This window comes from Desulfospira joergensenii DSM 10085, assembly GCF_000420085.1.
Taxonomy (GTDB): domain Bacteria; phylum Desulfobacterota; class Desulfobacteria; order Desulfobacterales; family Desulfobacteraceae; genus Desulfospira; species Desulfospira joergensenii.
Genome location: NZ_ATUG01000003.1, coordinates 166,977 through 181,162 on the forward strand (window position 1 = coordinate 166,977; position 14,186 = coordinate 181,162).

10 protein-coding genes are annotated in these 14,186 nt (G+C 51.3%); 9 read left to right on the forward strand and 1 reads right to left on the reverse strand.

All coding sequences use genetic code 11. The annotated features are described in order from the left end of the window. The first annotated feature begins 92 nt into the window (after positions 1-92). The 3 genes from F608_RS0124955 to nadC all read left to right on the forward strand — a co-directional run bounded on the left by F608_RS0124955 (position 93) and on the right by nadC (position 4,037). Positions 93-452 (forward strand): hypothetical protein, encoded by a 360-nt coding sequence (locus F608_RS0124955; RefSeq protein ID WP_022668470.1) that lies wholly within the window; start codon positions 93-95, stop codon positions 450-452. 80 nt (positions 453-532) lie between these two features. Further along, positions 533-3,190: a valine--tRNA ligase gene (locus tag F608_RS0124960; RefSeq protein ID WP_022668471.1), complete on the forward strand. Its 2,658-nt coding sequence runs from the start codon at positions 533-535 to the stop codon at positions 3,188-3,190. Positions 3,191-3,200: 10 nt separating this feature from the next. Next, the gene (nadC, locus tag F608_RS0124965; protein ID WP_022668472.1) at positions 3,201-4,037 is read left to right on the forward strand and encodes a carboxylating nicotinate-nucleotide diphosphorylase; all 837 of its coding nucleotides are present in this window, start codon (positions 3,201-3,203) and stop codon (positions 4,035-4,037) included. Between the two features lie 4 nt (positions 4,038-4,041). Here nadC and F608_RS0124970 read toward each other — a convergent pair whose 3' ends face one another. Further along, positions 4,042-4,938: a GGDEF domain-containing response regulator gene (locus F608_RS0124970; protein WP_022668473.1), complete on the reverse strand. Its 897-nt coding sequence runs from the start codon at positions 4,936-4,938 to the stop codon at positions 4,042-4,044. A gap of 129 nt (positions 4,939-5,067) precedes the next feature. Between F608_RS0124970 and lepA the strand changes: the two genes are divergently transcribed. The 6 genes from lepA (at position 5,068) to F608_RS0125000 (ending at position 14,169) form a co-directional block, all read left to right on the forward strand. Further along, entirely contained in the window at positions 5,068-6,885 is a 1,818-nt protein-coding gene (lepA, locus tag F608_RS0124975) for a translation elongation factor 4 (protein ID WP_022668474.1), read from the forward strand. Positions 6,886-6,891: 6 nt separating this feature from the next. After that, positions 6,892-7,041, forward strand: a complete 150-nt coding sequence (locus F608_RS36345; RefSeq protein WP_022668475.1) for a hypothetical protein — start codon at positions 6,892-6,894, stop codon at positions 7,039-7,041. A gap of 425 nt (positions 7,042-7,466) precedes the next feature. Continuing rightward, positions 7,467-8,231: an enoyl-CoA hydratase/isomerase family protein gene (locus F608_RS0124985; protein ID WP_022668476.1), complete on the forward strand. Its 765-nt coding sequence runs from the start codon at positions 7,467-7,469 to the stop codon at positions 8,229-8,231. Positions 8,232-8,246: 15 nt separating this feature from the next. Continuing rightward, a complete protein-coding gene (locus F608_RS0124990) occupies positions 8,247-10,406 on the forward strand; it encodes an acetate--CoA ligase family protein (protein WP_022668477.1) in 2,160 nt (719 codons plus the stop codon). Between the two features lie 90 nt (positions 10,407-10,496). After that, positions 10,497-11,474, forward strand: coding sequence for a TAXI family TRAP transporter solute-binding subunit (locus F608_RS0124995; protein ID WP_022668478.1), 978 nt, complete (start codon positions 10,497-10,499; stop codon positions 11,472-11,474). A 118-nt stretch (positions 11,475-11,592) separates the two neighbouring features. Next, positions 11,593-14,169, forward strand: a complete 2,577-nt coding sequence (locus F608_RS0125000) for a TRAP transporter permease (protein WP_022668479.1) — start codon at positions 11,593-11,595, stop codon at positions 14,167-14,169. The last annotated feature ends 17 nt before the right edge of the window (positions 14,170-14,186 follow it).

The window sequence follows — 14,186 nt, forward strand, 5'->3', positions numbered from 1 at the left end:
AATTCATTGACACTTTGTTATGGGTTTGATAGTTTTTTGTTTCCGTGGAAAATTGGCAGAATCGGTTAATTTTCAATGAAAGTGAGGAGAGTATGACTGAAGATCAAGAACTGGATGATGAAATCATCGAATTAACGGAAATTGTTGATGACAGCCTTTCCCGGGACTTGGGCAAAGAATCCTTTGACGGGGAGGTCATGGAACTTGACGATGTCGAATCTGGGGATGAAGATTTTCAGAATGTCCCTTCCCTTGAATCCGATGGAGGGGTCGATCTTTCAAAGGTTTCTTCGGACAGGGTCGAAGCTGCCCTTGAACGGGTCATCGAAAAGAAGTTCGCAGGAAAAATCGAAACCATTCTCTTTGAGGTCATTGAAAAGATGATCGAAAAGGAAATCAAGGAAATCAAGGCAAGCCTTCAAAAGGATCTGGATCAGATCGGCAGCGATTGATTTTCAGCATCATTTAAATTTATCTGGGTATGGGGATGTATATCCCCTTTTTCATTAATAAGGGTTTTAGGAGTGAATTTATGGGTTCGGATGCTCTGGACAAAGGATATGAGCCTTCGGGGATCGAAGAAAAATGGTATAAGTACTGGCTGGACAAGGGCTTTTTCAAGGCAGAGGACTCGAGCGAAAAACCGGGATTCTCCATTGTAATTCCGCCGCCCAATGTTACCGGGGTGCTTCACATGGGCCATGCCCTGAACAACGTGATCCAGGATATCATGTGCCGGTACCGGAGACTTCTGGGATACAATGTCCTCTGGATGCCGGGAACCGACCATGCCGGAATTGCCACCCAGAATGTGGTGGAAAGAGACCTGGCAGTCAAGGGCCAGACCCGGGACATGCTGGGCCGGGAGGCGTTCATTGACCAGGTCTGGAAATGGCGTGAAAAATCAGGCGGTGCCATCATCAACCAGCTCAAGCGTCTGGGGGCATCCTGCGACTGGGACCGGGAAAGATTCACCATGGACGAGGGCCTGTCCGATGCCGTACGAAAGGTCTTTGTCAGGCTCTATAAGGAAGGGCTGATCTATGAGGGCCAGTACATCATCAACTGGTGCCCCCGATGCAGAACAGCCCTGGCCGATCTTGAGGTGGAATATGAGGAAAAAGACTCCTACCTCTACTATATCCGCTACCCGTTCAAGGGAAAGAAAAAAGGACTCACCGTGGCCACGACCCGTCCGGAAACCCTGTTCGGGGATACGGCCGTAGCCGTAAATCCCAATGATGAAAGGTTTGCCGACCTGACCGAAACAGAGGTGCTCCTTCCCCTGACGGACCGAATGATCCCCATTATCCGGGATGACTATGTGGACACCGGTTTCGGCACCGGAGCCCTTAAGGTGACCCCTGCCCATGATCCCAATGACTTTCATCTTGGAGAGAAGCACAATCTGGAGAAACTCAAGGTAATCGCCGATGACGGGACCATGCTGGAAGGGGCAGGACCCTTCAAGGGACTGGACCGGTTTGAATGCCGGAAACAGGCCCTGGAAAAACTAAGTGAACTGGGGCTCCTTGAAAAGAAAGAACCCTTAAAGCACAGTGTGGGCAACTGCTACCGCTGCCACACCGACGTGGAACCTTCCATTTCCAAGCAGTGGTTCGTAAAGGTCGCTCCCCTGGCCCAGAAAGCGAGCGAGGCCGTCCGGAGCGGGAGGACAAAGATCATTCCCGATACCTGGTCCAAGACCTATTTTGAATGGATGGACAATATCCGGGACTGGTGCATCTCCAGGCAGATCTGGTGGGGCCACCGGATCCCGGTCTGGAAATGTCCCGGATGCGGGGAGGTGATTGTGGAAGAGACAGATCCTGAATCCTGTCCTTCCTGCGGGTCCAAAGAAATTGTCCAGGAAACCGATGTTCTGGACACCTGGTTTTCCAGTGCGCTCTGGCCTTTTTCCACCATGGGATGGCCCAAGGATACCGATCTGCTCAAGACCTTTTATCCTACCAATGTCCTGGTTACTGGATTTGACATCCTCTTTTTCTGGGTGGCCCGGATGATGATGATGGGCATCCATTTCATGGACGAGGTTCCCTTTGACGATGTCTATATCCATGCCCTGGTCCGGGACGAACACGGAAAGAAGATGAGCAAGTCCAAGGGCAATGTCATCGATCCCTTAAAGGTTATCGACCAATACGGGGCAGATGCCTTCCGATTCACCCTGGCCGCCTTTGCCGCCCAGGGACGGGATGTGAAGATGTCCGAATCCAGAGTGGAGGGATACCGCCATTTTGTCAACAAACTCTGGAACGCCTCCCGGTTTGCCCTCATGCACATGGATGAGGAGAGCTTAGGATTTGAACAGGATAAGCTATCCCTGCCGGAAAAATGGATCCTGTCCAGATCGGCAGCCACTGCCCTGGCCGTGAAACAGGGAATAGAGACCTATCGGTTCAACGAGGCAGCCTCGGCTGCCTATCAATTTGTCTGGCATGAATTCTGCGACTGGTATATTGAGACTGCAAAGCCCTCTCTTTATGAAAAAGAGGGCAGGGCCAGAAAGGAAACCTCCAGGGGGGTTCTGGCAAAGGTGTTGGAAGATATCCTGGTCATGCTCCATCCCTTTATGCCCTTTGTTACCGAAGAGATCTATCATATCCTGCCCAGCACAACCGGGTCTGTCATGGCGGCTTCCTTTCCCTATGATGAAGAGAGCTTTGAACTCCACAGGGATCAAAAGGTTGAACAGGATATGGGCTTTCTCTTTGACCTGATTTCCGGGATCCGGAATATCAGGAGCGAAATGAATATTCAGCCCTCCACCAAGATTAAGGTTCTGGCCCATGCAGATGATGAAAAAGAAAAGATCATCCTTGCCGAGAACAAGGCCATCATCGTGAATCTGGCCTCTCTGGAGAGCTTTTATTTCTGCGATACAGATTCCATACCATCCTCTTCTGCAGCATCGGTTACTTCCGCCACCACTTGTTATGTCTCCCTGGAAGGGGTGATTGATTTTCAAAAAGAAACAAAGCGTCTGGAAAAGGAAAAGGAAAAAAATACCAAAGAGCTGATCGGGGTTCAAAAGAGACTGAACAACGAGAGCTTTCTGGATAAAGCCCCTGAAGAAGTCATTAAAAAGGTTAAAACCCTGCACAGGGAACTGGAAGAGAAAAATGAAAAACTCCAGGCCAGCCTGGACCGTATAAGGAAAATGCAATAGGCCTTCATCCATGAATCTTACGGAACAGATCATCTCCCTGGCCCTGTTTGAGGATTCCGGGCTGGGGGATATTACTTCGGAGAGCATCCTGGACTCCGGCCACCGGGGAAAGGGAATCATGCTGGCAAAGGAGTCTTTCGTCCTTGCCGGCATTGAAGTGGCCAAAAAGGTTTTTTATTCCCTGGATCCCGGGATTGAGTGCAGGTCCGGATTTACCGACGGGGACCGGATATCCGAGGGTGAAATTCTTTTCGAGGCCCGGGGCAGGCTCATTGATCTACTCAAGGGAGAACGGGTTGCATTAAACTTTCTCCAGCGCCTCTCCGGCATTGCCACCCTGACCCGCACCTATGTGGAAACCCTGGGGAGTCCGCCGGACAATCCCGGGGTCAGGCTCGTGGACACCCGGAAGACCACCCCCGGCTGGAGATGCCTGGAAAAAGAAGCCGTGAGGGCAGGGGGAGGATACAACCACAGGTTTTCCCTGTTTGACGGTATTTTGATCAAGGACAATCATATTGCTGCGGCAGGTAGCATTGAAAAAGCGGTCCGGGCGGTAAAATCCAGGACCTCCCACCTTATGAAGATAGAGGTGGAGGTCTCTTCCATGGATGAGGTAAAAGAGGCGGTGAAATCCGGGGCCGACGTGATCATGCTCGACAATATGAGTCCCCCTGACATGGAGCAGGCAGTGGAATACATCAAAGGACGGGCGATTGTGGAAGCCTCGGGCAACGTCTGTCTGGAAACCCTGAAGCGCATTGCCTCCACAGGCGTGGACGTGATCTCCTGCGGATCCCTGACCCATCAGGCCCGGTCCGTGGACATCTCCATGCGGATATCTTGATTTTTCAGCTATAGGTCAGACGGTTCCGGCCGCTTTCCTTGGATTTGTACAGGGCCTTGTCCGTCCGTTTGATAAAAGAGGTGACATCTTCGTCCCGGTTGAGTTCGCTGGCCCCGATGGAGACTGTAACCACGGCCTTTACCCCGGGTTCGGGCTCAAATACCTCCGAGGCGATCAGGTCCTTGATCCTGGCCCCCACCACACAGGCTCTTTTCAGACCGGTCTCGGGAAGGATAATGGCAAATTCTTCACCGCCGTAGCGATAGGCCGTATCCATGGAACGCATGCACGAAGAGATCACCCTGCCGATACCCATGAGCACCTTGTCACCTTCCAGATGCCCCCAGGTGTCGTTGTAGTTCTTAAAGAAGTCTATATCGAGAATCAGCAGGGAGAGAGCCCTTGAATAGCGGTTGAATCTCTGGATTTCAAGTTTGATCTGGCGGAAGAACTGCCGGGAGTTGTGGAGCCCGGTCAGGGCGTCTGTGATGGCCAGCTGCTCCATATCCTTGAGCATCTTGGTCCTCTCCCTTTTAAAGGCCGCTTCCCTGAGAACCCGTTTCAGTCTGAGGTCAAGTTCCTCGAATCTGAAGGGTTTGAAGATAAAATCACTGGCTCCGGCCTTGACCGCCTCTTCATAGGAGTACTCTGCACTATAGCCGGTCATGACCATGACATCGGCATGATGCTTCTTTTTGATCTCCATTGTGAGTTCAAGACCGTCCATTCCCTGCATCATGATATCGGTGAGGACCACATCGGCGTGAAAAGATTCAAGTATCTGCAGGGCATCCTCAGCACTGGATGCGCTTTTCACAGTATAACCGAGTATTTTGAGATATTCTTCCACGGATTCTTTGATTGCGGTATCGTCATCAACTATGAGAATGGAATTTGCCATTGTCGGCTCCTGGAAAGACAGGTTAGTAAAGAGGGAAATCTTGACTCTTTTTTGCTCAATTGATAAATGTATGGGCATAGAATTAAACTAAAACCAGGATATTTGTCAACATCTTAGTTAGGAGCTTTATTGAAACTCAATAGAAAAAATATCAGGAATTTTTCCATCATTGCCCACATTGACCATGGAAAATCAACCCTTTCCGACAGGTTGATTCAACTGACCGGAATTATTTCCGACAGGGACATGAAAGATCAGATTCTGGATTCCATGGACATTGAAAGGGAAAGGGGAATCACCATCAAGTCCCAGACCGTTTCCCTTCCCTATACCGGCCCCGACGGTATTGAATATCTGCTCAACCTCATTGACACTCCGGGCCATGTGGATTTTTCCTATGAAGTATCCAGGGCCCTGGCCTCCTGCGAGGGAGCTTTGATCATTGTTGACGCCACCCAGGGCGTGGAGGCCCAGACCCTGGCCAACCTATACCTTGCCATGGAGCATGACCTTTCCATTATCCCCGTGATCAACAAGATCGACCTCCCTTCGGCCGCCATTGACTGGGTCAAGGATCAGATCGAAGAGGATCTGGGTCTGGACAGTGAGAAGGCCCTGCTGGTATCGGCCAAGGCCGGAACCGGGGTGGACATGATCTTTGATGCCATTATCCAGGGAATACCGGGCCCGGAATCGGAAAAAGAGGATGTCCTGGATGAAGAAGGGTTCAAGGCCCTGATCTTTGATTCCCACTATGATGCCTTTCGGGGAACCATTGTCCATTTCCGGATTTTTCAGGGCCATGTCAAAAAGGGCGACCGGATCATGTTCATGTCCAATAACGCCCAGTATAAGGTTGAAGAGGTGGGACTCTTCCAGATTAAAAGAAAACCCCAGGACAGGCTCATTTCCGGACAGGTGGGGTATTGTATTGCCGGGATCAAGAACATATCCGATGTGAAGATCGGCGACACCGTGACCATGCCGGACCGGAAATGTGATGCCCCCATGGGAGGGTTCCGAGAACCTACGCCGGTTGTGTTTTCCTCCATGTATCCCGTGGCCTCCGACGATTACGAGGAACTGACAGAGGCCCTGGAGAAACTCAAGCTCAACGATGCCTCCCTGATATATGAAAAGGACAGCTCCGTTGCCCTTGGATTCGGGTATCGGTGCGGGTTCCTGGGGCTTCTCCATCTTGAGGTGGTCCAGGAACGGCTGGAAAGGGAGTACGACATCTCCCTGATCCTGACCTCTCCCTCGGTGCAGTATGAGATCACCCGGACCGACGGAGAGGTCCTTATCATCGATAACCCCGTGGCCTATCCGGACCCGGCCGAGATCACCAGGATCAGGGAGCCCTTTATCAATGCCTCCATCATCGTACCGGACAAATACATGGGCAATGTCATGCAGGTCTGTCATGAATTTCGGGGGGTGAGCACCAACTACCAATACCTGACCTCCAACCGTATGGAAATGCGGTTTGAACTGCCCCTGGCCGAGGTGGTTTACGAGTTTTACGACCGGCTCAAGTCCGTGACCCAGGGATACGGATCCTTTGATTATCAAATCGCCGGGTACCGGGAAACCGATCTGGTAAAGCTCGATTTTCTGATCAACGGTGAAAGGGTGGATGCCCTGTCCCAGCTCATTCACCGGGACAAGGCCGAGGCCAGGGCCCGGGTCGCCTGCAAGAAGCTCAGGGAAGAGATTCCCCGGCAGCAGTTCAAGATCCCGATCCAGGGTGCCATCGGCGGCAAGATCATATCCAGGGAGACCATTTCTGCCTTTCGAAAAGATGTGACCGCCAAATGTTACGGGGGAGATATCTCCAGGAAAAGAAAACTTCTGGAAAAGCAGAAAAAGGGCAAAAAACGTATGAAGATGGTGGGAAGCGTTGAAATTCCCCAGTCTGCCTTTCTGTCAGTTCTTAAATCCGATTAAGAGGTTATGAAACAGAAGCAAAAAGAGAAAAAAGGGAGTTTGCAAAAATCAGAAGGGTTTCGATCCCAGGGCATCCAGGACGGAAGCCACCGCCATATGGCCCAAAGATCCTGTACCGGAGAAGATGAGGCCCTTCTGATCCCCTTAAAAATCTAAGGGAAACAATGAATTCCAGAGACACATTTGGGTGGGCTCCTGATCTGCGCCTGTTCTTTTATGATGATATTTGATATCCCTTCAGATGGCTTTTTATAAATTTTTTATAGAATGTTGGGGTCTGTTCCGCTGACATCCAGCCTCAAAATTTATAGCAACTGACCCTGAACTTCCCTCCAGCATCTATAATTTGATTCACTGGACAATCCGACCGTCATGCTTCACCTTGGCGATATCCCGTGTCCATGAATGGAAAAATAAAACGATAAGGGGATAAAACCCTTCCCCTTGTCAAAGGTACCCAAATTCGCAAAAGGAAGGTTCCATGCTCCAATCCGGTAATTGGTTGTATTTTATTGGGGTCGGTTTTTGAATGGAAAGAGGAAGGCGCTGTAAAAATAAATAGTAAGGGAAAGGGGACGCCCATGGAGTACGAATGCATCATCTTTGAAAAAAAAGAAAAGCTGGGTCTGATCAAACTCAACCGGCCCAAAGTGCTGAATGCCATGAACCGGCAGCTCTGGATTGAAATCCAGGATGCTCTGGAAATGGTCCGGCAGGACAAGGATATCAAGGCCTTGATCATTACCGGTGAGGGCAGGGCATTTTCAACGGGTGCCGATCTTAAAGATTCCAAAGGCCGGAGTATTGAAGAGTATAGAAATTATCTTGAATCCCTCCAGGAGGCCTCCAGAAAAATCATCCGGTTTGAAAAGCCGATCATCGCCGCAATCAACGGGTATGCACTGGGATCGGGATACGAATTGGCCCTGGCCTGTGATATCCGAATCGCAGCCAAAGAGGCCCTGATCGGATCCCCCGAGGCCAAGGTCACCTCGTCCGTAACCGGAGGCGCTTTCCGGCTGGTCCAGGATCTGATCGGACCGGCAAAGGCCCGGGAGCTTCTGTTCACGGCTGAGTACATTAATGGTGAGGAGGCCCAACGGATCGGTCTGGTCAACCGGTGTGTTCCCCTGGAAAATCTAATGGATGAGGCCTTGGCCATGGCGGAGAAGATCGCAGCCAACTCTTCATTTTCCCTGAAGCTCATCAAGAAGGGGCTGCTCATGGCCCAGGGGGAGTGCAGCATGGAAACCCTTATGGACTACGAGATTGAAGCCTGTCTGGCATGTGTATCGACGAAAGAAAGGGAAGAATCCCTGGAAGATTTTGAAAACCGGAAAAAATAAGCAAAGGAAAAGATCATGTTGGACAAAGTGCTCAACGCCAGATCAGTGGCCATTATCGGAGCGTCTAAATCCAAAACCAAACGGGGATATCAGGCCATTAAAACCCTTAAGGCCGACGGATTTGAAGGGGAAATTTATCCGGTAAATCCCAAGGAAGACATGATTCTGGGAATTCCCTGTTATAAAGAGGTGACCGACATTGAGGGGCCTGTGGACCTTGCATTGATCACCACCCCTGCCCGGACCATCCCGGGGATTTTACGAAAATGCGGGGAGAAAAAAGTGGCCGGCGCCGTAATTATTGCCGGTGGTTTTCGCGAGTTGGGGGACAAGGGCAAAGAGCTTGAGGATGCCGTTATTCAGGCTGCCAGGGAAACCAATGTCCGTCTTATCGGTCCGAATACTTCCGGAATGATCAACCTCAAGTCCAATATGAATCTGGTGGGAATCGAAAACCCTCCCAGGGGAAATATCGCCCTTCTCTGCCAGAGCGGAAACATGGCCCTGACCTTGATTACCGAAGCCACCATCCGAAAACATGAAGGCTTCACCTATTACGTGGGCGTGGGCAATGAGGCCGACATCAAGTTCCACGAATACCTGGCTTTTTTCAGAAATGATCCGGATACAAAGGCCATTCTCATGTACGTGGAAGGCATGAGCCAGGGCCGGGAGTTTCTGCAGGAGGCTTATAAAACCTCAATTGAAAAACCCATTATCCTCCTGAAAAGCGGACGGTCGGCAACCGGGAAACGGTCCGCCGGCTCCCATACAGGGTCCCTTGCCGGCATGAGTCAGGTGGCCAAGGCCGCCTATGAACGGGCCGGAATCATTGTCATTGAAAATTCAGATGAACTTTTTCCTGTGGCGGAAACCCTGTCCAGCCAGCCCCCCGTAAAAAACAACAATATCGCCATTCTGGCAGACGGGGGAGGGCATGCCACCATTGCAGCCGACCTCTTGTCCGACTACGGGGTAAACATGCCTGAACTGAGTGAAAAAACAAAGGAAAAGCTTGGCTCCATCCTTCCAGAAGCCGCCTCTCTGGTCAATCCCGTGGATGTGGCAGGAGGTACGGATTCAGATCCCAGTCTCTTTGCCGACTGCGCTAAAATTTTGATGAAAGATCCGAATGTTGGGGGACTTCTGGTGGTCGGGCTTTTCGGCGGCTATGGAATCCGGTTCGAAAAAAGCCTTGCCATTGGTGAAGAGGCTGCCGCCCACAGGTTCGGGGCCATGATCCGAAAAAGGCACAAACCCATTTTCGTTCATTCCCTGTATGCCTCCCACCCATCCCATGCCTTGGATTTGCTGCGCCATTATGATATACCTGTCCATGATTCTCTGGACATTTCATGCAAGGCTGTTGCCTCCCTCTGCCGGTACGGGCGATATCTGAAATCCTACCACGGCATAACAAATTTTGAGTTGAACTGGCGGGCAAAGGCCAAAAGGGAGGGGATCAGGATCATTGAGAACGCCGGAAAAGAGGGCAGAACCGCTCTTCTTGAACATGAGGCCAAACAATTGATCCAGATGCACGGTGCCCCTACCTCGGTGGGAGGCGTCGCCGCCAGCGCGGAACAGGCCTGGAAAATGGTCTGCCAGATCAAGGGCAAAGTGGTGTTGAAAATCGCCTCCCCGGATATCCTTCACAAGAGTGACGCCGGAGGTGTCCTGCTCAATATTGAAACCAAAGCCGATGTCAAAAAAGGGTTTCAGCAGATCATGAAAAACGCCAGGGCCTTTAACCCGGATGCGGATATCAGAGGGGTCCTGGTCGCTCCCATGGCCAGGCCGGGGCTTGAAGTCATCATCGGCACCAAAATCGACGAGCAGTTCGGACCGGTGATCATGTACGGTCTGGGAGGAATCATGGTGGAGATCATGAAGGATGTAACCTTCTGGGTACTTCCGGTCTCTTCGGCATCCTGTAAGAAAATTCTGGAAGATACCCGGTCTTCCGTACTGTTGGACGGTGTGAGGGGACAAAAAGGATACGATAAAAAGTCCATGCGCAAACTCATCTCCATCTGCTCTGAACTTGTGGAGGCCTATCCTGAAATAGAGGAGATGGATCTGAATCCGGTGATGCTTTACGAAGAGGGACTGGATGTGGTGGACGCCAGAATTATCCTCAAAAAGAACCCGGAACAGGTTGTGAAAAAATTATAGAAAAAAAGCGAAGATGAAAGGGGGAAAAACAAAAATCATTGTTGGCTTGAGGCATTTGACAAACGATTCATCATTAATTTGGAGGTTTAAATGAAAAAATTATTGGTAATTTGGATGGCAGCATTGTTCGGTATCTTTCTTTTCATGGGGTCTGTCCCTGTTCAGGCATCTGACCAGACCTTTGTTACCATTGGAACCGGCGGTGTCACAGGAGTCTACTACCCCACCGGCGGAGCCATTGCCCGCCTGGTCAATAAAGGAAGAAAAACCCACGGCATCCGATGCTCTGTGGAGAGCACCGGGGGGTCTGTCTACAACGTGAATACCATTGCCGCCGGGGAATTGGATATGGGCGTTGCCCAGTCAGATGTGCAGTATAACGCCTATTACGGAAAAGGACCCTTCAAAGACAAGGGGCCCATGGAAGATCTGAGAGCCATCTTTTCAGTTCATCCCGAACCTTTCACCGTTGTGGCCAGGGCGGATTCCGGGGTTAAAAATTTCACCGACCTTAAAGGCAAACGGGTAAATATCGGCAATCCCGGTTCCGGACAGCGCACGGCAATGGAAGTTGTCATGGGGGCTTTTGGCTGGACCAAAGAGGATTTTAAACTGGCCTCGGAATTGAAACCGGCAGAACAGTCCAAAGCCCTTTGTGATAATAAAATCGATGCCTTTGTCTATACGGTGGGCCACCCTTCCGGATCCATCAAGGAGGCCACCACGGCCTGCGATTCAGTCATCGTTACCGTTGACGGGCCTCCCATTGAGAAATTGGTTTCGGATAATGCCTATTATCGGTTTGCCGTCATTCCCGGCGGGATGTACCGCGGTACAGATACCGACACCAAAACCTTTGGTGTGGGTGCCACCTTTGTTACCTCTGCCAAGGTTTCGGAAAAGATCATATACAACGTTGTAAAGGCGGTTTTTGAAAATTTTGAGCGGTTCAAAAAGCTTCATCCGGCTTTTGCCAATCTGAAAAAAGAAGAGATGATCAAAGACGGGCTTTCCGCCCCTCTGCATGAGGGCGCTGTCAAGTATTATAAAGAGGCGGGTTTGATGTAAGATCTGAAAAACAGGATATGCGGAGGGGCTCTGGATCGGTTGGATCCGGTCCGGCCCCGGCCGTACGCTTTTTTTTGCTCAAGCTGCGTCACCCTTTTTAATTGGAGGACCCCCTAGAATGACCGAAGCAAACAGCGGAGAATCATCCCATGATGCTCTCCAGGAGATGATTGCCGAGGCAGACACCGGTGCACGGAACCCGGTCGGTACCCTTCCCAAAAGAATTTTATTCTTTGTTCCCCTTGCCTGGACCCTGTTCCAATTGTGGTATGCTTCCCCCCTTCCGTTTATATTTAATGTCTTTGTACTCAACGATACCGAAGCCCGGGCCATTCACCTGGCCTTTGCCATGTTTTTATCCTATACGGCCTATCCCACATTTAAATCTTCCCCCAGGGAGTATATCCCTTTACAGGACTGGTTTATAGCTCTGCTGGCAGCCTTTTGTGCCGCTTATCTATTTATTTTCTATGTCCAGTTGTCTGCCCGCCCGGGAAATCCCACGACGTTTGATCTGGTGGTTTCCGTGATTGGCCTGGCCCTGCTGCTGGAAGCCACCCGGCGTGCCCTTGGACCGCCTCTCATGGTCGTGGCAATGGTTTTTATGTTTTATACATTCGCAGGACCCCATATGCCCGATGTTATTGCCCATAAAGGGGCCAGTCTGGTAAAGGGCATGTCCCACTACTGGCTCTCGACAGAAGGGGTCTACGGGGTTGCTCTGGGCGTTTCCACGGGCATGGTTTTCATGTTTGTTCTCTTTGGTTCCCTGCTCGAATCCGCCGGAGCCGGAAATTACTTTATCCGGACGGCCTTTGCCGGTCTGGGACATATGCGGGGGGGGCCGGCCAAGGCCGCTGTAGTATCCTCAGGCCTGACAGGCCTTGTGTCCGGTTCATCCATCGCCAATGTGGTCACCACAGGCACCTTTACCATTCCTTTGATGAAAAAAGTGGGATTCCCGGCTGAAAAAGCCGGTGCCGTGGAAGTGGCCGCATCCACCAACGGCCAGCTTACCCCTCCGGTCATGGGGGCTGCGGCCTTTCTCATGGTGGAATACGTGGGGATTTCCTATGTGGAGGTCATCAAACACGCTTTTTTGCCGGCCATCATCTCCTATATCGCCCTGGTCTATATCGTCCATCTGGAGGCCTGCAAAATGGGGCTGAAAGGCATGGAAAAAAAGGTCACCAAGACCCTTGTCCAAAAACTTTTTTCCTTTGTCATGACCCTATTGTTCATCATCATCCTTGGCGGTGTCACATACTACGGACTGGGCTGGATAAAGGGTGTTGCCGGAAAGGCCACCATCTACGTGGTCACCCTGATGCTGACAGCGGCCTATATCGGACTGATCTGGTTTGCCTGCCGGGTGCCGGAACTGGAAAAATCCCACGAGATAACGGAACTGCCGGATCTGGGATCCACGGCCCAGGCCGGCTATTATTTTCTTCTGCCCATCGTGGTGCTCATGTGGTGCCTGACCGTGGAGCGACTGTCTCCCTCCTTGTCGGCATACTGGGCAACCATGCTTCTCATTGTGATCGTTCTGACCCAGGGACCTTTAAAAGGATTTTTTCGAAAGACCCAGGACCCGAGATTCAGTTTCAAGACAGGCTGGGACGATCTCATTGAGGGCATGGTCTCCGGTGCCCGGAATATGATCGGTATTGGGGTGGCTACGGCCGCGGCCGGTATCGTGGTCGGCACCGTTACCCTCACCGGCATCGGCCTTGTCATGACCGAGTTTGTCGAGTTCATTTCCGGCGGCAACCTCATGCTGATTCTCCTGTTTACCGCGGTCATCAGCCTTCTTCTGGGCATGGGCCTGCCCACCACGGCCAATTATATTGTCGTATCCACACTCATGGCCCCGGTGATCGTGGAACTGGGAGCCCAGAACGGACTCATCGTCCCTCTGGTGGCGGTCCATCTCTTTGTTTTTTATTTTGGTATTCTGGCCGATGATACCCCGCCTGTGGGCCTGGCCGCCTTTGCCGCGGCCGGTATCTCAGGGGGGGACCCCATCCGGACGGGGATCCAGGGATTTGGTTACGATATCCGGACGGCCATCCTTCCCTTTTTGTTTATCTTCAACACTGAATTGCTGATCATCGGTATCGGAAACTGGTTTCACCTTATCGTTGTCGTTATTACGGCAGTGATCGCCATGCTGGTCTTTGCCGCCGCCACCCAAGGGTATTGGATCACCAGGAACAGGATCTACGAAAGCCTCCTGCTCCTGCTTGTGGCCTTTACTCTGTTCCGGCCCGGTTTTTTCTGGGACAAAATTTATCCTCCCTTTGAAATCCGGCCCGGGATAGAGCTGGTTCAAATTGTGGAAAAGATCGAACCCAATACCATGCTGAGAATGGATATACGAGGAGAAGATCTGGACGGAAATGAATATGCCAAGGCTCTGATGCTTCCGGTGGGCCCGGCCGGCAAAGGAGGGGAACGGCTCAATGAGATCGGATTTGAGGTCCGGGTTGAAGGGGACAGACTTCTGGTGGACAATGTGGTCTTCGGTTCCAGGGCGGAAAAAATGGGGGTGGATTTTGACCAGGAGATTGTCAATGTCAACATGGTTGCCCACCGTCCTCCCAAACAGCTGATGTTTATCCCGGCCCTGGGAGTTCTGGTCCTGATCTATCTGGTCCAGAAAAAGAGGAAAACCGGATTGGAGACTGTTTAATCTTTACAGGAGAAACC